The organism is Stenotrophomonas sp. YJH_SMC_64, from assembly GCF_059371375.1.
Genome location: NZ_JCAFUN010000015.1, coordinates 71,078 through 87,792 on the forward strand (window position 1 = coordinate 71,078; position 16,715 = coordinate 87,792).

Sequence of the window (16,715 nt, forward strand, 5' to 3'; positions counted from 1 at the left end):
ATGCCCTGGTGCGGTGCGGTCATGCGCGGCGCTCCGCCGCCATCCGGCGTTCCAGCCACGGCATCAGTCCGCCGCCGGCGACGATGTCCATCAGCTCAGGGGGGATCTTTTCGCACGCGAATTCGCGGCCGGTGCTGTGGTTGAGGATGCGGCCCTCGAGCGGGCGCACCTCCAGCTCGTCGCCGCGCGCTGCTTCCAGGTTGGCGCAGACCAGTGCAGGCACGCCGAGATTGAGCGCGTTGCGATAGAAGATGCGCGCGAACGAACGGGCGATGATCGCGCCAACACCCAGTTCGGCCAGCGTCTGCACCGCCTGCTCGCGCGAAGGCCCGCTGCGCATCGGCGTGGTCGATTTCGGCGACGACGCCGGGATTGCCGCCGACGTGCAGGCCGCGTTCGAGGAAGGGCTGCGCCTGCTGGCCGCGCTTGGCCACCGCCTGCAGCCGCTGCCGGCGCCGGCCTTCGCGTCCGGCCGCGCGCGGCGCGCGGGGCTGCTGATGTGCGAGGCCGAACTGCTGGTCGAACATGCCGACGACTGGGCCGGCGACCGCAGCCGCTTCTCGCCCTTGCTGGCGAAGCTGATGGGCTGGGCCGAGGGCCGCAGCGCGGTGGAACTGGCGGCCGCCTCGCAACGGGTGGATCGCGCGCAGGTGCAGCTGCAGCAGTGGCTGGCAGGCTGCGACGTGCTGGCGATGCCGACCGCGCCGCAGCGCGCCTTCGCCTTCGGCACATCGGTGCCGGCCAGCCAGGCCGACCTCACCGCCTACGCCAACATGGCGGGCAATCCGGCGCTGTCGCTGCCGTTGCCGGTCACCGCTGGCGAACTGCCGGTGGGCATGCAGCTGGTCGGCGGCATCGGCGGGGAATACACGCTGGTCGGACTGGCCGACGCCTTCCAGCAGGCGATGGCCTGGCAGCCGGCAATCCCCGATGCCTGCAACGCATGGTGGGCGCGATGAACCTGCTCGAAGGCATCCGCGTGCTCGACCTGTCGCGCATCCTGGCCGGGCCGTGGGCGACCCAGGTGCTGGCCGACTTCGGCGCCGACGTCATCAAGGTCGAGCGTCCCGGTGTGGGCGACGACACCCGCGGCTGGGGGCCGCCCTACCTGAAGGATGCCGATGGCGACGACACCGCCGAGTCGGCGTATTACCTGTGCGCCAACCGCGGCAAGCGTTCGGTCGCCATCGACTTCACCCGGCCGGAAGGGCAGGCGCTGATCCGGGCGCTGGCCGCGCAGTGCCAGGTGCTGGTGGAGAACTACAAGGTCGGCGGCCTGGAGAAGTACGGGCTGGATTACGCCAGTCTGCGCGCAGTGAACCCGGCACTCGTGTACTGCTCGATCACCGGCTACGGCCAGGACGGGCCATACGCGCAGCGCGCCGGCTACGACGCGGCGATCCAGGCCATCGGCGGATTGATGAGCGTGACCGGCGAGCCGGATGGTGCGCCGGGCGGTGGTCCGCAGAAGGTGGGCGTCGCGGCCACCGACCTGATGACGGGCATGTATGCGGCCACGGCGATCCTGGCCGCGCTGCGCCACGCCGAACGTACCGGGCAGGGCCAGCACATCGACCTGGCCCTACTGGATACGCAGGTGGCCTGGCTGGCCAACCAGGCCTCCAACTGGCTGGTCGGCGGCGTGGTGCCGGAGCGGCAGGGCACGGCGCATCCGAACATCGTGCCTTACCAGGTGATGCCGGCCGCGGATGGTCATTTCATGTTGGCGGTCGGCAACGACGGCCAGTTCGCGCGCCTGTGCGCGGTGATCGGCGCCCCGGAACTGGCGGCCGATCCGCGCTATGCCAGCAATGCCGCGCGCGTGGCACACCGTGCGGAGCTGGTGCCGCTGCTGCAGCGGCGGCTGCGCACGCGTCCCGCCGCGCGCTGGCTGGCTGCGCTGGAAGCGGCGGTGGTGCCGGCCAATCCGGTCAACCGCATCGACCAGGTATTCGACGATGCGCAGGTACGGGCGCGCGGACTGCGCATCGACCTGCCGCACGCCGCCGGCGGCACGGTGCCGATGGTGCGCAATCCGCTGAAGTTCTCGGCCACGCCGCTGCAGTACCGGCAGGCGGCGCCGGTGCTGGGCCAGCACACCAGGTGCTGGACGAGGCGCTCGGAATCGATGAAAGCACCGTGGCCACGTTGCAGGCGACTGGCGTGGTGCAGGCAACCGTTCCACCCGACTCCATCCAATAGAGGAGAGACCGAATGAAGCGCATGTTGTTGCCGTTGTTCGTCCTGCTGTGCGGACTGTCGCTGGCCGCCGGCGTCGCCGCCGAGGAACCGCTGGATGCGCATCGGATCGTGCAGATGGCCCACGCCGCCGCGGGCGGCGACAGCTGGAAACGTCCGAGCACCCTGCACCTGACCGGTACCGCGGTGCTGTACGCCGACGGCACCGCCGCCAGCCGCAAGGAGGTGTCGCACTACGAGATGTGGCGTGAGTTCCCGGCCTGGAACCAGGCCGCGCATGGCGCCAATGGCAAGTTCCGGCTCGACGCGCGCAACGGCGATGCCACGCTGTACCAGATCAGCTACGACGGCAAGGACACCTGGAACGACAAGGGCAAGGTGGAACAGGCCGAGGCTTCGCGCGAATGGAGCGAGAACTTCGGCTTCGGCATCATCCGCTTCGCGCTTGACGATGGTTTCGTGCTGACGCGCATGGCCGACGACCAGGTGGAAGGGCGCGCGGCATGGACGATCCGCGTCACCGACCCGGGCGGCGGCAACACGATGTTCTGGATCGACCAGACCGACCACACCGTGCGCAAGGTCGACTTCGCCACGCCGCGCGGCTGGCACGAGCGCATCTACAGCGACTTCTACATGGTGCCGCAGCCCCGGTTCCAGCAACCGGGCCGGGTACGGCTGTACTACGCTGGCGCGCTGGTTAGCGACATCCGCTGGACACGCGCGGTAGTGGACGCGCCGATCGCGCACGAGGTCTTCGTGCTTGGCGGACGTTGAGCCGATGGGCGCGGACGCCGCACCGCGACAGGGCGCCCGTGCCATCGCCGCGGCGGTGGCGGGCACCGTGTTCGAGTGGTTCGACTTCTTTCTATATGGCTCGCTGGCGGTGGTGTTCGATCGCCAGTTCTTCCCGCCCGGACATGAGACTGCCGGGCTGTTGTCCGCATTGGCGGTATTCGGCGCCGGCTGGGTGGTGCGGCCGCTGGGTGCGCTGGTCTTCGGCCGGTTGGGCGACCGCATCGGCCGTCGCCCCACCTTCCTGGTCACCATCGTGCTGATGGGCATCGCCACGATCGGCATCGGCGCTTTGCCCACCTACGAAAAGGCCGGTCTGCTGGCCCCCGTGCTGCTGGTGGCGCTGCGGTTGCTGCAGGGCATCGCCGTGGGCGGCGAGTTCGGCGGCGCGGCGACCTACGTGGCCGAGCATTCCGCGCCGGCGCGGCGTGGACTCAACACGTCGCTGGTGATGGGTACCGGCACTCTCGGACTGCTGCTGGCGCTGGGCGCCATCACGGTCTGCCGCGGGGCGCTGGGCGAGGCCGCGTTCGAGCAATGGGGCTGGCGGCTGCCGTTCCTGGCCTCGGTGCTGCTGCTGGCGCTGTCGGTGTACATGCGCCTGCACCTGGCCGAATCGCCGGCATTCGAGAAGCTGCAGCGCGAGGGCAGGGTAGCGGTCTCGCCGCTGAAGGAGGCCTTCAGCAACCGGGAGCATGTCAAGGCCATGCTGTTGGCGCTGGCGACCATGATCGCGGCGCAGGGCGTGGTGTGGAACGCGGGCCAGTACTTCCCGCTGGTGTTCCTGCAGCGGCCGCTGGGCCTAGATGTCGGTACGGCCGGCGGATTGATGATGTGCGCGCTGCTGCTGGCCGCACCGCTGTTCCCGTTGGCCGGCTGGCTGTCCGACCGGATTGGCCGGCGCCCGGTCATCATCACCGGCTTCCTGCTGGCCGCCTCGACGCTGCTGCCGGCCTTCCGCCTGCTGGCCGCGAGCGTGCGGCCCGAGCTGGCCTGGCTGCCGGCGCTGGCGGTGCTGTGGTGGTTGTCCTTGCCGGTGGCATTGGTCTGCGGCCCGGCGTCGGCCTATCTGGTGGAACTGTTCCCCACCCGCATCCGCTACAGCGCCATCGGCCTGCCATACCACCTGGGAAACGGTTGGTTCGGCGGTTTCATGCCGTTGGCCACGGCCGCGGTGAGCGTCCACTATCACAGCGATTTTGCCGGGCTGATCTATCCGACGGCACTGGCGCTGGTGTGCGGCCTGTTGGCGTTGTGGCTGATGCCGGAGACGCGGTTGCGCGACATCAGCCGATAGGATCGAGGCGGGCGCGAACCGTAGCGTGGCATCCGGGGTTCTTCATGACGGGTCCGGCCCGTGGCTTTCACTGCGGCTTGTAGTCGAGCACCACGAGGCTGTCCGGATGGAAGGACGACGCGGGTGCCTTGCCGTCGCCATCGGGACGTCGAAGGTTGCCTCGGTGATCGCGCCGAGTGTGGAAAGACGCCCTGAGAGGCTTGTTGGCGAGGTGATTGCCAACTCGTCGAGGATGTCCATGGGGTCGTGCCCCCGGTGTCCTTCAATGTGGTGTGCGTGAATCAAGCAAGCACCCGCGGACTTCTCGATGCCATCCGTGCTTGCACCACGCTCTAGGTGAGGGCTGAATTGCTCCGGCTTCAGTGGCCATTTCCAGGCCGTACATTGCGGCGATCATGGAGGTCGATATGTGTGGAAGCCGGTAGGCGGATGCCTCGTTGGCGGTGGAGAACCCGCCAAGTGACTACGGAGATGGTGTTGGCCGCTTCCTACTATGGCGAGGCCGCGCGAACGCTCCGATGTTTAGCAGCCGCACTAGCGATGTAAGGAAATTGAGTGGATGAGGTAGGAGGTGCTGACCTCGTGCAGTCGTCCATTACCGTCCAACTACATCCAGGCCAATTGGGGGTGCAATAGGGGGTTTTATCACGTGTTCTTCTTAGTAAATTAATTAAATATCAATAGCTTGATTCGACTATTTGGGTTGGATAAGCGCACCAATGGGCATCTGCCAATCTCTTTTTGCAGCGGCTGCGCGTTGGCCAGTCGGGCGCCGATCCCGCCCCCCCTCCTTCCTTCTCCGCTGTTCTCCCTCGCGGCGTGTGATGCGTCGCTCTGCACTTCCCTGCGCGCGATCCTGATTGTTGAACCTGATTGTTGAAAGTATGTAGCCAGTAGGCTACATTTCTCCATGAAGATCCAGCGTACCCGTCAGTTCGCGACATGGATTGACGCTCTCAAGGACGTAACCGCACGCGCTCGCATCCTGGCCCGTATCGGTCGGCTCGCTGAAGGCCATCCTGGTGATCACCGCTATCTGGCGGATGGCGTTTCTGAATTGCGTATCGATGCAGGACCCGGTTACCGCGTGTACTACACCCAGCGGGGCAGGCAGTTGGTGATTCTTCTGGTCGGAGGCGACAAGGGTTCGCAACAGCGCGATATAGAGAAGGCCAAGGAGATTGCGCGTGCCCTGCGAGCATCGAACTGGTTGTAGGCGAAACGACTCAATACCGAAGTACTGGAGCTGTCCCATCATGGCTATCAAGAAGAAAGTTGAACTCGAAGCATTTGATGTGGCCGAACACCTTCATACACCGAAGGAAATGGCGGCCTATCTCGATGCATGCATCGAAGAAAGCGACGGCGATTCGGCATTCATCGCCAAGGCGCTGGGCGATATCGCGCGTGCCCAAGGGATGAGCAAGGTCGCACGTGCGGCGGGCCTGTCGCGGGAGAGTCTGTATCGTGCCCTGTCTGGCGAGCGCAGCCCTGATTTCTCGACCATCCTGAAGGTGACTCGTGCCCTGGGTGTGCGCCTGCATGCCAGCGCTGCATGAGCGTACGTGCGGACCTTGATGCGTTGGCACGTCGCTGGACGTAAAGCGCACGGAAAAGCATGAAAAAACCGCCTTTCGGCGGTTTTTTCGTCCCAAGCCGGTGAGTCAACTCAATGACGCGGCAAAGGAGGAGTCGTTTGGCCATTCTGGCTCGAAGCAGCTTGTGTGCCACGCTGCGCATTGATGCCTCACGCGTCTGCCGTTGCCAGATCAAGGCATTCGGCGCGAACAGGTTCAATCAAACCGGATGATGCGGATCAACCCTTTGTTGATGATCCGTCTCCGAAGGCGGCCAACGTGCCACAAGTGAACACCTCCTTCGCACCTTCGTAATTGATGAATGAGATTGTGCAATTCGCCCGCGTTCCAGGACGGATCCGGGCGATGGCTCTGTCATTCAGCACGAAGCTGTACCACATGAGTTCAGGGCTTATGGACAGCGCCATGGGGCGCGCGGTGGAGGCGATCATCTCGGCAACAGCGCCGCCGCGCGAATCCACTTCGTCCAGCCGCAGCTCAACGAGGACAGGTTTCAGGTTTGGGTAGGGTGTGCTCATTCCAGCAGCGGGTCTGCCTGATTCGTTCGTCGGGGTTGCGGCGTGTTGAATCTGTGCGTTGGAGACGCCAATGTTCCGCATTATTGAGCCCCGCCCACCTGCAACGCCACATACTCCGCCAGCCCCCGACAGGCCAGCATCAGCCCTTCGCGCGTGCCATCGCCGATATCGTCCTTCTCTTCCCCGTCCACGCGCACGCGCTCTGCGGCGTGATACGGCTCCAACAACGACACCAGGCCGACTGCGGCGCGATCCCGGCGTGCGGCGGCCACGGCCTGGCCGGGTGTGCTGGCGGGCCCCGTCCACGGCTGTCCGTCGGCGGCATCACCGGCGCGGATGCGCTGCAGGCATCCGGGCAGGTTGATCGGCGCAGGGGCCTCGTTGGCGGCGGCGAAAGCGGCTTCCAACGGCTGCGCCAGTTCGGGCGGCAGGCGCAGGGCAGCCTCGCCCAGGGTGGCGGTCAGGTACGGGTGATGGGCCTTGGGCATGCGGGCATCCTCGTCGGGAACAGAGGTGCCACCCGAGGAGGGTGGCGGGCGATGCGTGGCTTCCAAGACCGGGTCAACGAATCGGCGGGCACGAGGCCCCCACGCACCGCCCGCCGTCGATCGGCTAACGGATTGCCAGCCGGCGCCGTACTTGGGAGGACGACGCCGGCTGGCGTATACATCGTTGACAACACGGGCTTGGAAGTCCCGGCCACCCTCGCAGGTGGCGATTCATCATGCGCACGTGAAATCACCGCCTGCCAGTCGTTTGTTTCGATGGCATCGGGTGATCTGAAAGGAAAAATGAATTATCGCGTTTGGCCCGTTTCGAGCATTGCAATGCCAGAAGCGACATTTCGCGCGGGGCTGCAACCAACGATGAATCCTGGTGCGTCATTGCTGTCGCAGGGCCTTTCATGGCCCAGGAAGTAAAGCTGGCTTAACTTCCCCGGCAGGGCTTCCAGAACACCTTACCAGACATGAATCCCCACGCGCGCTACCCGGAAATTGATATTCCTCACGGACAGCCCGCAGCGCTCCACCGCATACTGCCGCCACACGCCCATCCTGGGCCCCTTCGGGATCCGCACATGCGTCGCCATGCCCTGTCGCTCACCGTCGCACTGGTATCCACCGCCTTCGTGGTCCCAGCCATGGCCGCGGTACCGTTCTTCAACGCCAGCTGCCCGGGCGGCATCGATGTGCACGCCGACGAAGGCGGTCCGGTCTACGTGCAAGGCCGCGAGACGGCGTTGAAACGTTTCAACGACCGCTATTTCGAAGCACGCGATGCCAACAGCGGCATCACCCTGTCGATCAGCCGCAACGATGACGGCTCGCCGCAGGTCAGCTACACCGGCCGAGGCGGCGCCACTGGCATCTGCCAGGTCAGCAGCCGTGGTGCGCCCGCGCCCGCCACAAACAGCGCCCGCCCTGGCGACGCTGCCACCGGGGATGCCGCGCTACCGCGCGAAGTCACTTGCGAATCCACCGGCCAGCAGCAGGTGTCGTGCGATCTGAATACCCGTGGCAATGTGGAGATCGTGCGCCAGCTCAGCCGCACCCGCTGCGAGGAAGGCAAGAACTGGGGCCTGTCGCGGCACTCGGTGTGGGTCAATGGCGGCTGCCGCGCGGTGTTCCGCAATGTGTCTTCGGTGACCACCCCGGCGCCGTCAGGCGATACCGCACTGGGGGCCTGCAATGTGCGCAAGGGCGCGCAGGGCGCCCTGGTCACCCAGATGCCGGTGGGCAGCGATTACCAGGAACTGATCATCGATTATCCCGACGGCCGCTTCCTGTGCATGATGCGCAACAACGGCCAGGTGCAGAGCCTGACGCCGGTTCGCCGCCGCGGACGCTGAGCGCGCAGCGGGTTGGGGCAGGCTTCAGCCGCAGGACTTATACAGCAACACCCACGCCAGCATCAGGGTGAACATGCCAACGAAGGTCAGGCCGAACCATAGCGCCGCCAGCTTCACGTTGCCGATCAATGCCGTCGCCACACGGGGCAGCTCGCTTTTCAGAATCGGGTGTTCGGCGTGTGCTTTGCGCAGACGCTGCCAACCCAACCCGAGGAATACCAGGGTCGAGAGCGGCACCAGCAGGAGCGTCGCCTGCATCAGCCAGCGGTACGGCGATGCATCGATCGAGCTGCTCAACAGAACCGCAAAAGCGGCGATGGGCAGCGCGCCCATGAAGAAGCGTGGCCAGGCGGTGTTGATGAAGGGCGACATCGCAATCTTCCATGAAAGGTGGTCGGGACCGCGCGGCATCATGCCATGCAATGGCCCTGCTGCACCGCCGCGAGTGGTGTCACACAGCTCTGGCTAGACTGTGCTTCTTTTTCCCCCGCAGGAGGCACCCATGGCCCATCCCATTTCCGTATCGCTGATTGGCGTTCCCACCGATGTGGGTGCGGGCCATCGCGGTGCACGGCTGGGGCCGGAAGCGCTGCGCGTGGCTGGGCTGCCGGAAGCGCTCGAGGCGCGCGGCGTGGATGTGCGCGACCTGGGCAACCTGGATGGTCCGCGCAATCCGTGGACCGCGCCGGTGGAAGGCTACCGCCACCTGGATGAAGTGGTGGCGTGGAACCACGCGCTGATGGAAGCCAGCTATGCCGAACTGCAGGCCGGCCGCATGCCGATCATGCTCGGCGGCGACCACTGCCTGGGCATCGGTTCGATCACTGCCGTGGCACGCTGGTGCCGCGAGCAGGGCAAGACCCTGCGCGTGCTGTGGCTGGATGCGCATTCGGACTTCAACACCAGCGATGTCACTCCATCGGGCAACATCCACGGCATGCCGGTGGCCTGCCTGTGCGGCCTCGGCCCGAAGGCGCTGACCCACCTCGGCGGCAGCGCACCGGCGATCACCCCCATCCAGGTGCACCAGATCGGCATCCGTTCGGTGGACCCGGAAGAGAAGCGCCTGATCAAGACCCACAAGGTGGATGTCTACGACATGCGCTACATCGACGAGAACGGCATGAAGCGCGCGGTCGAGGCAGCACTGGCGGGCATCGACGAGAACACCCACCTGCATGTCAGCTTCGATGTGGATTTCCTCGACCCGAGCATCGCACCGGGCGTCGGCACCACCGTGCCGGGCGGGGTGAACTACCGCGAGGCGCAGCTGGTGATGGAGATGATTGCCGACACCGGGCGCATGGGTTCGCTGGACATCGTCGAGCTCAACCCCTTGCTGGACAAGCAGAATGCCACCGCCGAACTGGCCGTGGACCTGGTCGAAAGCCTGTTCGGCAAGTCCACCCTGATGCGCGACTGAGCTCTCCGCCTGAACGGATCGATGATCCGTTCACACCCGCTCCACGCCCCTGCCGCCAGATTGCACATCACGCGGCGGCAGTGGCATTGGCTCCTTCCGCCGAGCGACCGAACCCCATCCGCGAATGAAGCGGTATAGCGGCGAACCCAAGGAGAAGCCCATGAAGCGCGTAGTTGCCCTGATGCTGTTGTCGATGTTCTCGGTGGCCCTGCTGGCCGGTTGCAACACCGTTGCCGGTGCCGGCAAGGACGTGCAGAAGGCTGGCGAAAAGGTTGAAGATGCCGCCAAGGGCCGTTGAGCCTGAAGTGGAACGGAAAGCAAAAAGGCCGGGGGGACCTCCCCGGCCTTTTTTCTTGCGCGTTTTTCTGCAGCGTACGTGTCGAAGCGTAGTGAACCATTCAAGCAGGTGAGCAGTGCTTTCATGGTCGGTTGACCGGCGCTCAACAGCCGCTGCGCGAAGCTGTAGCCACGGTAAGAACGCCGTTGCAACCAAGGACTCCCAGCAATGAACAAAGACATCATTTCCGGCAAGTGGTCGCAGCTGAAGGGCAAGGCCCAGGCCAAGTGGGGCGATCTGACCAACGACGACTTCGATGTGGCTGAAGGCAATGCCGAGTATCTGGCCGGCCGCCTGCAGGAACGTTATGGCTGGGCCAAGGATCGCGCTGAGAAGGAAGTCCGTGAGTTCCAGGATGCCGTGAGCAAGGACTACCCGGACTACAAGTAAGCGCTACGGTTTTCCCCCACGGCACAACGCCCGCACCGAGAGGTTGCGGGCGTTGTGCTGTCTGGGCGGCCGATCAACGCGCCGGCGGGTCCGGCACATAGCGGTTGGGGAACGCCTGCGGTTCGCGCGGCAGGCGCGACGGCGGTGTATCGACCAGGATGCCGCGCGCGCGCAGATTGCGGGCGCTGTCGTAGCGCAGCTGCAGAACCTGCGCCGGGCTGCGGCTGGCGCGTTCGAAGTCGGTATCGCGTACCGACGACTTCTCGCGTGCGCCGTGGCCGGTGCCCAGCGCAGGGGCCTGTGACTTGCTGGCATAGCCCTCGATGCGGCTGTTGCTGGCGCTGGCATCGGCCGCCGCTTCGGCCGTCGGGGCCGGTGCCGGCAGCGGCAGGCTGCGGCGCAGGATCGGATCCGGACGCCAGCGGCGCGCTTCCTCGAACACCGCCACGCCGACCACGCCGATGTTGTCCGGGCGACCGGTGCGGCTGGCATAGCTGCCGCTGGGGCTGCTGAACACGAACTGCGCCACTTCATCCTGGCTCTTGCGCCAGCCGGTGATGTCGGCGCGCTGGCCGGGGTTGAGCACGTAGCCGGTCTGCGACGGATCGGCATCCTCGCCGGAGATGGCGTTGACGCCGTCCACCGACAGCACCACCAGCACCCGGCGCGGGCTGTCGTTGTACAGGCGCACGGCGTAGCGGTGGCCGCGCTCGCCGGCCACCCAGCGCTGGCCCTCGGCAGGGTAGCTGCGCAATTCGGTGCCGCGGTCGCGGTCGACCAGAGACATGCGCACGGGGCCGCCCTCGTAGGCCGGCGGCGGCACCGGGGCGGGGCGGAAGCCGGCCAGGGGCAGGATCAACAGCAGGGGCAGCAGGCGTTTCATCGGGTGTCTCCAGCGGGGTTGCGTGAATGAACGCGCCGCAGGCCCTGACGGGGTTGGTGGCGTGCAAGGTAAACTGGCCCCGTTCATCGAAGGTTACCCCACGCAGTCATGACCACCCGAGTCCTTACCGGCATCACCCCCTCCGGCACGCCCCACCTGGGCAACTACGTTGGCGCCATCCGTCCGGCCATCGCGGCCAGCCGCGCGCCGGGGATCGAGAGCTTCTTCTTCCTGGCCGACCTGCACAGCCTGATCAAGTCCCAGGACCCGCAGCGCACCCAGCGCGCGACCCTGGAGATCGCGGCCAGCTGGCTGGCCTGTGGCCTGGACCCGGAACACGTGTGGTTCTACCGGCAGAGCGACATCCGCGAGACCACCGAGCTGATGTGGTTCCTGACCGCCATCGCCAGCAAGGGCATCCTCAACCGCGCGCACGCCTACAAGGCGGCGGTGGACAAGAACCGCGAGGAAGGCGTGGACGAGGACGCAGGCGTCAGCGCCGGCCTGTTCATGTACCCGGTGCTGATGGCCGCAGATATCCTCATCTTCAAGGCCAACCAGGTACCGGTGGGCCGTGACCAGATCCAGCACATCGAGATGGCGCGCGACTTCGCCCAGCGCTTCAACCACGTGTATGGCAAGGAGTACTTCCCGCTGCCGGACGTGGTGATCGACGAGCAGGTGGCGACGCTGGCGGGCCTGGATGGCCGCAAGATGAGCAAGAGCTACCACAACACCATTCCGCTGTTCGTGCCGCGCGAGGAGCTGAAGAAGCTGGTGTTCTCGATCCTGACCGACTCGCGCGCACCTGGCGAGCCGAAGGACACCGAGGGCTCTGCGCTGTTCCAGATGTACCAGGCCTTCGCCACCCCGGAACAGACCGCCGAATTCGCCAGGGCGTTCGCCGCCGGCATCAGCTGGGGTGACGCCAAGCAGCAGCTGTTCGAGCGCATCGACAGCGAGCTGTCGCCGCTGCGCGAGCGCTACAACGCGCTGATGGCCGAGCCGGAGAAGATCGAGGCGCTGCTCAAGCGCCGTGGCCAGCAGCTGCGCGAGCAGCTGGCGGCACCGCTGCTGGACGAGCTGCGCCATGCGGTGGGCCTGCGTGACCTGTCCACCGCAGGCGATATCGCCAGCGAGGACGCCGGCGTGGCCCGCGTGGCACCGCCGCAGTTCAAGCAGTACCGCGAGAAGGACGGCCGTTTCTACTTCAAGCTGACCGCCGGTGACGGCACGCTGCTGATCCAGAGCGAAGGCTTCGATTCGCCGCGCGACGCGGGGCAGTTGATTGCCGTGATCAAGCAGGCGGAGCAGGGTGACCAGCTGCAGAGCGAACTGTTCAAGCTGGAAGCCGAAGTGGACGCCGTGCTGGCGGCCCTGGCCATGCTGCGCGAAGCGTAAGGGTAGGGCCGGCCGCTGGCCGGCAACTGCATAGGAAATGCCGGCCAGCGGCCGGCACTACCACGGCAACTGCATAGGAAAACGCCGGCCAGCGACCGGCACTACCACGGCACTGCATAGGAAAACGCCAGCCAGCGGCCGGCCCTACCCGCGAACGAAGGTCATGGCATGATGTCCGCGCGCCTCAGGCGCGATGACATGGAGTCTGCGATGGCCTGGTTGTCGCTGCTGCTGTTCCTGCCCTGGTTCCTGCTGCTGGGCAGCCTGTACTGGCTGTTCCCGCGCCAGCCGCGCACCCCGCGGCGGCGCCTGTTCGATGGCTCCACCCTGCTGCTGGCCTTCGCCCTGAGCATCGTCTCGATGCTGTGGGGGTATCGACTTGGACTGGCACAGCCCGGCGCCGGCCCGATCTGGCCGCAGGTACTGGCGGTGCTGTACGCCTACGGCGCATTCCTGGCGGTGCTGGTGCTGGCCCTGCTGCTGCGGCCGCGGTTCGCATTGCGCTGAACCTGGCCCTTGCGCACCCGATGGACCTGCGGTTGGTTGGCCTGCGCTTGCCCTTGCCTGCGCTTGCCCTTGGTAGAGTCGACTGTGAGTCGACTGCTCTTCTGGAAGCCCGCGCTGCGCGCGACAGTCGACTGACAGTCGACTCTACCCGGCCACAACCCGGCACTACCCGACCAAAGCCGCATCGAACCCGGACCGCCCGCGCGCCTACCATGGGCGTCTGTTCCCGATCCTGCCAGGTGCGTGCCGATGATCGCCGACCCCAGCATCCACACCATCGATACCGGCTTCCAGCGTCCCGACTTCGACGCGGCCTATCTGATCGTTGAAAACGACCGCGCCGCGTTCGTCGACTGTGGCACCGGCCTGTCGGTGCCGGCGATGCTGCAGGCGCTGGCCACCGCGGGTCTGGCCGTTGACGCGGTGGACTGGCTGCTGCTCACGCACGTGCACCTGGACCACGCCGGCGGCGCCGGCCTGCTGATGCAGCAGCTGCCCAACGCAAAGGCAGTGCTGCACCCGCGCGGTGCGCCGCACATGATCGACCCGACCCGGCTGATTGCCGGTGCCACGGCGGTGTACGGTGCCGAGGAAATCGCGCGCAGCTATGGTCGTATCGAGGCCATTCCCGAACATCGTGTGGTGGTGGCCGAGGACGGCCACCGTATCGACCTGGCCGGCCGCGAGCTGGTGCTGCTGCACACCCCGGGCCACGCACTGCACCATTACTGCGTGTGGGATGCGCGCAGCCGCAGCTGGTTCACCGGCGATACCTTCGGCATTTCCTACCGCGAGCTGGACAGCGCGCAGGGGGCCTTCATCTTCCCGACCTCGTCGCCGGTGCAGTTCGACCCGGAAGCGATGAAGGCCTCGATCCAGCGCATGCTGGGCTATGGCCCGCAGGCGATGTACCTGACCCACTACGGCCGCGTGGAGCAGGTGCAGAAACTGGCCAACGACCTGTTCGAACAGATCGATGCGATGGCCACCATCGGCCGCCAGTGCGATGGCCGCCCCGACCGCCACCGCTGCCTGCTGGCCGCGCTGCAGGCGCTGTACCTGGAACGTGCACAGCTGCATGGCTGTGCGCTGGACGATGCGGCGGTGATCGCTGTTCTGGCGATGGACATCGAACTCAACGCGCAGGGCCTGGCCTGCTGGCTGGACCGCATCAGCAGGTAGATCCACGCCATGCGTGGATGACGTGGGCCCAGGTTGCGCCGTGGTGTCACGACCACGTTACACTCTGGTGACTTCCAAGCTAGCCGTGGTACTGCCGTGAATCCGATGCGCGTGTTGCTGCTGTCGTCCTGCCTGTTCGTCGGCGGGCTGGCCCATGCGGCCAACGACCTGCCGGGTGGCGGCATCGATCCGCAGGCACTGTCGCGGCACGTGCGTGTGCTGGCATCGGATGAATTCGAGGGCCGCGCGCCGGCCACCGAGGGCGAAGAGCGCACGGTGCAGTACCTGATCGAGCAGTTCCGCAGCTACGGCCTGCAGCCGGGTGGCGTGGATGGCAGCTGGGTGCAGCCGGTGCCGCTGGTGCGCGCGCAGCTGGACGGCCCGGCCAAGGCCAGCCTGTCGCTGAAGCAGGGCAAGCGCGCGCTGGCCAACGGCGTGGACGTGACCCTGCAGAGCCTGCAGCCGCGCAAGCGCGTGCAGATCAAAGACGCGCCACTGGTGTTCGTCGGCTATGGCATCGACGCACCGGAACGCCACTGGAACGACTACAAGGACGTGGACCTGCACGGCAAGATCGCCGTGGTGCTGATCAACGACGCCGATTTCGAAGCCGATGCGCCGGGCGCGTTCGATGGCAAGGCGGTGACCTACTACGGCCGCTGGACCTACAAGTTCGAGGAAGCCGCGCGCCGTGGTGCCGAGGGTGTGCTGATCGTGCACGAGACCGCGCCGGCCGCCTATGGCTGGGCCACTGTGAAGAGCTCGGGCACCTCGCCGCTGTTCGACATCGAACGCGGCCAGGCCGAGGCGATGGCGCAGCACACGCCGCTGCGTGGCTGGATGCAGCGCGAACTTGCCGAGGCGATCTTCGCCGACGCCGGCCTCGACTTCGATGCCGAGAAGCGCAAGGCGATGCGTGCCGACTTCCGCCCGGTGGCACTGGACAACGCGAAGCTGAGCGTGGATTTCGCACTCAAGCGCGAGCAGGTGGTCACCCGCAACGTGGTGGCCAAGCTGCCCGGTGGTGAACACGCCGACGAGGCCGTGATCTTCTCCGCGCACTGGGATGCGTTCGGTATCGGCCAAGCCGACGCCAAGGGCGACCGCATCCGCCGTGGTGCGATCGACAACGCCACCGGCGTGGCCACGGTGCTGGAGCTGGGCCGCGTGTTCGCCGCCGGCCCGCAGCCGCAGCGCACGCTGTACTTCGTGGCACTGACCGCCGAAGAGAAGGGCCTGCTGGGCGCCAGCTACTACGCCGCGCATCCGCTGGCGCCGCTGGACAAGACCGCTGCAGTGCTGAACATCGAGATGTTCAGCCCGGATGGCCCGACCCGCGACATCGCTTCGTGGGGCAAGGGCCGGGTGTCGCTGGAAGGCGATCTGGAACGCGTGGCCAAGGCCCGCGGTCGCAGCTACAGCCCGGACCCGAACCTGGAGGCCGGCTTCTTCTACCGCGCCGACCACTTCGCCTTTGCCCGCCTGGGCGTGCCGGCGATCACCATCGGCCCGGGCCTGGACAAGCTGGACGGCGGTGTTGAAGCCGGCCGCGCGCTGCGCGAGAAGTATTTCGCCGACTGTTACCACCAGGCCTGCGATGCCTGGACCCCGAGCTGGGATCCGAGCGGCCACGCGGCTGACACTCTGCTGGTCTACGACCTGGGTGCCGAGCTGGCCAACAGCCGCCGCTGGCCGACGTGGGAGAAGGAATCGGAGTTCCGCGGCGCGCGCGACAAGAGCGAAGCGGCCCGCCGCTGAGGCTCGGGACCGGCGGGGTGTCATGTCATTTCGCCGGGGGTAGAGTCGACTGCCAGTCGACTATCGCGCGCAGCGCGGGTTTTCCGGTGCCGACAGAGAGAGCAGTCGACCAACAGTCGACTCTACCGATTGCCGATTGCCGATTGCCGATTGCCGATTGCCGATTGCCGATTGCCGATTGCCGATTGCGGATTGCGGATTGCCGGCCAGCGGCCGGCACTACCTGCGCCGGCGCAGCAGCGTCCATGCGCCCCAGCCGGCGGCAGCGAGCGCTGCCAGATAGCACGCCACCATCGTGCGCAGGCCAACCGGCGACCCTGCATTGATGCCGCGATGCAGGCGCAGTTGCAGCGAGCTGTGGCCGCTGCCCAGGTCCACCGCCAGCTGCAGCGCCAGCGCGGAGCAGAACACCAGCAGGGCGATCCCGAACCCGATGCGTGGCCATGCGGCCTGTGCGTTGGGGCGGCGCAGCAGCCAGGCCAGTGCCGTGGTTGCGGCCAGCGTCGCCGCGATCCACATCAGTGGCGTGGCGGGAGACGCAGCGGCCACCGGCATTGCACCGGTGGCCGCAATTACGG

General features: G+C 66.6%; 20 protein-coding genes. 14 read left to right on the forward strand and 6 right to left on the reverse strand.

Annotated features, from left to right (window positions below; translation table 11 throughout):
• Nucleotides 1–19: 19 nt before the first annotated feature.
• On the reverse strand, nt 20–310 hold the full coding sequence (locus tag AC5P9L_RS16680) for a 3-isopropylmalate dehydratase small subunit (protein ID WP_161771422.1): 291 nt from the start codon (nt 308–310) through the stop codon (nt 20–22).
• Here AC5P9L_RS16680 and AC5P9L_RS16685 point away from each other — a divergent pair.
• From AC5P9L_RS16685 to AC5P9L_RS16710, 6 genes are all read left to right on the forward strand, one after another.
• The gene (locus AC5P9L_RS16685) at nt 273–959 is read left to right on the forward strand and encodes an amidase family protein (RefSeq protein WP_161771420.1); all 687 of its coding nucleotides are present in this window, start codon (nt 273–275) and stop codon (nt 957–959) included. The two genes, AC5P9L_RS16680 and AC5P9L_RS16685, sit on opposite strands and share 38 nt — an antisense overlap.
• Nucleotides 956–2,218, forward strand: coding sequence for a CaiB/BaiF CoA transferase family protein (locus tag AC5P9L_RS16690; RefSeq protein WP_197586404.1), 1,263 nt, complete (start codon nt 956–958; stop codon nt 2,216–2,218). The genes AC5P9L_RS16685 and AC5P9L_RS16690 overlap by 4 nt, the downstream gene beginning before the upstream one ends.
• Nucleotides 2,215–2,976, forward strand: a complete 762-nt coding sequence (locus tag AC5P9L_RS16695; RefSeq protein WP_161771418.1) for a LolA family protein — start codon at nt 2,215–2,217, stop codon at nt 2,974–2,976. The genes AC5P9L_RS16690 and AC5P9L_RS16695 overlap by 4 nt, the downstream gene beginning before the upstream one ends.
• Complete coding sequence (locus tag AC5P9L_RS16700) at nt 2,963–4,291, forward strand: MFS transporter (protein WP_161771416.1); 1,329 nt, start codon at nt 2,963–2,965, stop codon at nt 4,289–4,291. Before AC5P9L_RS16695 ends, AC5P9L_RS16700 begins: the two co-directional genes overlap by 14 nt.
• A gap of 910 nt (nt 4,292–5,201) precedes the next feature.
• Nucleotides 5,202–5,507, forward strand: a complete 306-nt coding sequence (locus AC5P9L_RS16705; RefSeq protein ID WP_005407702.1) for a type II toxin-antitoxin system RelE/ParE family toxin — start codon at nt 5,202–5,204, stop codon at nt 5,505–5,507.
• Between the two features lie 40 nt (nt 5,508–5,547).
• The gene (locus tag AC5P9L_RS16710; RefSeq protein ID WP_005407703.1) at nt 5,548–5,850 is read left to right on the forward strand and encodes an addiction module antidote protein; all 303 of its coding nucleotides are present in this window, start codon (nt 5,548–5,550) and stop codon (nt 5,848–5,850) included.
• 257 nt (nt 5,851–6,107) lie between these two features.
• Here the strand turns inward: AC5P9L_RS16710 and AC5P9L_RS16715 are convergent, their stop codons facing one another.
• Both AC5P9L_RS16715 and AC5P9L_RS16720 read right to left on the reverse strand, forming a co-directional pair.
• Nucleotides 6,108–6,407 carry a hypothetical protein gene (locus tag AC5P9L_RS16715; protein WP_005407704.1) on the reverse strand — a complete coding sequence of 100 codons (300 nt, stop codon included), beginning with the start codon at nt 6,405–6,407 and terminating at the stop codon, nt 6,108–6,110.
• 80 nt (nt 6,408–6,487) lie between these two features.
• A complete protein-coding gene (locus tag AC5P9L_RS16720) occupies nt 6,488–6,895 on the reverse strand; it encodes a hypothetical protein (protein WP_043035194.1) in 408 nt (135 codons plus the stop codon).
• A gap of 590 nt (nt 6,896–7,485) precedes the next feature.
• On the opposite strand from AC5P9L_RS16720, the gene AC5P9L_RS16725 reads away from it, so the two are divergent.
• Nucleotides 7,486–8,256 (forward strand): DUF3011 domain-containing protein, encoded by a 771-nt coding sequence (locus tag AC5P9L_RS16725; protein ID WP_005411960.1) that lies wholly within the window; start codon nt 7,486–7,488, stop codon nt 8,254–8,256.
• Nucleotides 8,257–8,280: 24 nt separating this feature from the next.
• On the opposite strand, the gene AC5P9L_RS16730 is transcribed toward AC5P9L_RS16725, so the two are convergent.
• Nucleotides 8,281–8,628, reverse strand: a complete 348-nt coding sequence (locus AC5P9L_RS16730; protein WP_005411961.1) for a hypothetical protein — start codon at nt 8,626–8,628, stop codon at nt 8,281–8,283.
• A gap of 130 nt (nt 8,629–8,758) precedes the next feature.
• Between AC5P9L_RS16730 and rocF the strand changes: the two genes are divergently transcribed.
• The 3 genes from rocF to AC5P9L_RS16745 all read left to right on the forward strand — a co-directional run bounded on the left by rocF (nt 8,759) and on the right by AC5P9L_RS16745 (nt 10,406).
• The gene (gene rocF / locus AC5P9L_RS16735) at nt 8,759–9,679 is read left to right on the forward strand and encodes an arginase (protein WP_005407709.1); all 921 of its coding nucleotides are present in this window, start codon (nt 8,759–8,761) and stop codon (nt 9,677–9,679) included.
• Between the two features lie 160 nt (nt 9,680–9,839).
• Entirely contained in the window at nt 9,840–9,977 is a 138-nt protein-coding gene (locus tag AC5P9L_RS16740) for an entericidin A/B family lipoprotein (RefSeq protein WP_005407710.1), read from the forward strand.
• A 207-nt stretch (nt 9,978–10,184) separates the two neighbouring features.
• Entirely contained in the window at nt 10,185–10,406 is a 222-nt protein-coding gene (locus AC5P9L_RS16745; RefSeq protein WP_004153772.1) for a CsbD family protein, read from the forward strand.
• A 73-nt stretch (nt 10,407–10,479) separates the two neighbouring features.
• On the opposite strand, the gene AC5P9L_RS16750 is transcribed toward AC5P9L_RS16745, so the two are convergent.
• Nucleotides 10,480–11,289 (reverse strand): hypothetical protein, encoded by an 810-nt coding sequence (locus tag AC5P9L_RS16750; RefSeq protein WP_227416082.1) that lies wholly within the window; start codon nt 11,287–11,289, stop codon nt 10,480–10,482.
• Between the two features lie 108 nt (nt 11,290–11,397).
• Between AC5P9L_RS16750 and AC5P9L_RS16755 the strand changes: the two genes are divergently transcribed.
• The 4 genes from AC5P9L_RS16755 (at nt 11,398) to AC5P9L_RS16770 (ending at nt 16,137) form a co-directional block, all read left to right on the forward strand.
• On the forward strand, nt 11,398–12,690 hold the full coding sequence (locus AC5P9L_RS16755) for a tryptophan--tRNA ligase (protein WP_111198434.1): 1,293 nt from the start codon (nt 11,398–11,400) through the stop codon (nt 12,688–12,690).
• A gap of 210 nt (nt 12,691–12,900) precedes the next feature.
• Complete coding sequence (locus AC5P9L_RS16760; protein ID WP_099484560.1) at nt 12,901–13,197, forward strand: hypothetical protein; 297 nt, start codon at nt 12,901–12,903, stop codon at nt 13,195–13,197.
• A 249-nt stretch (nt 13,198–13,446) separates the two neighbouring features.
• A complete protein-coding gene (locus AC5P9L_RS16765) occupies nt 13,447–14,379 on the forward strand; it encodes an MBL fold metallo-hydrolase (protein ID WP_099484559.1) in 933 nt (310 codons plus the stop codon).
• A 105-nt stretch (nt 14,380–14,484) separates the two neighbouring features.
• The gene (locus AC5P9L_RS16770; RefSeq protein ID WP_099484558.1) at nt 14,485–16,137 is read left to right on the forward strand and encodes a M28 family metallopeptidase; all 1,653 of its coding nucleotides are present in this window, start codon (nt 14,485–14,487) and stop codon (nt 16,135–16,137) included.
• A gap of 219 nt (nt 16,138–16,356) precedes the next feature.
• On the opposite strand, the gene AC5P9L_RS16775 is transcribed toward AC5P9L_RS16770, so the two are convergent.
• Nucleotides 16,357–16,656 carry a hypothetical protein gene (locus tag AC5P9L_RS16775; protein WP_111189598.1) on the reverse strand — a complete coding sequence of 100 codons (300 nt, stop codon included), beginning with the start codon at nt 16,654–16,656 and terminating at the stop codon, nt 16,357–16,359.
• Nucleotides 16,657–16,715: the final 59 nt, after the last annotated feature.

Excerpts from the sequence above, each read along its gene's own strand:
- AC5P9L_RS16685 (WP_161771420.1), top strand. The coding sequence starts at position 273 with ATGATCGCGCCAACACCCAGTTCGGCCAGCGTCTGCACCGCCTGCTCG.
- AC5P9L_RS16690 (WP_197586404.1), top strand. The coding sequence starts at position 956 with ATGAACCTGCTCGAAGGCATCCGCGTGCTCGACCTGTCGCGCATCCTG.
- AC5P9L_RS16695 (WP_161771418.1), top strand. The coding sequence starts at position 2,215 with ATGAAGCGCATGTTGTTGCCGTTGTTCGTCCTGCTGTGCGGACTGTCG.
- AC5P9L_RS16705 (WP_005407702.1), top strand. The coding sequence starts at position 5,202 with ATGAAGATCCAGCGTACCCGTCAGTTCGCGACATGGATTGACGCTCTC.
- AC5P9L_RS16710 (WP_005407703.1), top strand. The coding sequence starts at position 5,548 with ATGGCTATCAAGAAGAAAGTTGAACTCGAAGCATTTGATGTGGCCGAA.
- AC5P9L_RS16715 (WP_005407704.1), bottom strand. The coding sequence starts at position 6,407 with ATGAGCACACCCTACCCAAACCTGAAACCTGTCCTCGTTGAGCTGCGG.
- AC5P9L_RS16720 (WP_043035194.1), bottom strand. The coding sequence starts at position 6,895 with ATGCCCAAGGCCCATCACCCGTACCTGACCGCCACCCTGGGCGAGGCT.
- AC5P9L_RS16725 (WP_005411960.1), top strand. The coding sequence starts at position 7,486 with ATGCGTCGCCATGCCCTGTCGCTCACCGTCGCACTGGTATCCACCGCC.
- AC5P9L_RS16730 (WP_005411961.1), bottom strand. The coding sequence starts at position 8,628 with ATGTCGCCCTTCATCAACACCGCCTGGCCACGCTTCTTCATGGGCGCG.
- rocF (WP_005407709.1), top strand. The coding sequence starts at position 8,759 with ATGGCCCATCCCATTTCCGTATCGCTGATTGGCGTTCCCACCGATGTG.
- AC5P9L_RS16740 (WP_005407710.1), top strand. The coding sequence starts at position 9,840 with ATGAAGCGCGTAGTTGCCCTGATGCTGTTGTCGATGTTCTCGGTGGCC.
- AC5P9L_RS16745 (WP_004153772.1), top strand. The coding sequence starts at position 10,185 with ATGAACAAAGACATCATTTCCGGCAAGTGGTCGCAGCTGAAGGGCAAG.
- AC5P9L_RS16750 (WP_227416082.1), bottom strand. The coding sequence starts at position 11,289 with ATGAAACGCCTGCTGCCCCTGCTGTTGATCCTGCCCCTGGCCGGCTTC.
- AC5P9L_RS16755 (WP_111198434.1), top strand. The coding sequence starts at position 11,398 with ATGACCACCCGAGTCCTTACCGGCATCACCCCCTCCGGCACGCCCCAC.
- AC5P9L_RS16760 (WP_099484560.1), top strand. The coding sequence starts at position 12,901 with ATGGCCTGGTTGTCGCTGCTGCTGTTCCTGCCCTGGTTCCTGCTGCTG.
- AC5P9L_RS16765 (WP_099484559.1), top strand. The coding sequence starts at position 13,447 with ATGATCGCCGACCCCAGCATCCACACCATCGATACCGGCTTCCAGCGT.
- AC5P9L_RS16770 (WP_099484558.1), top strand. The coding sequence starts at position 14,485 with ATGCGCGTGTTGCTGCTGTCGTCCTGCCTGTTCGTCGGCGGGCTGGCC.
- AC5P9L_RS16775 (WP_111189598.1), bottom strand. The coding sequence starts at position 16,656 with ATGTGGATCGCGGCGACGCTGGCCGCAACCACGGCACTGGCCTGGCTG.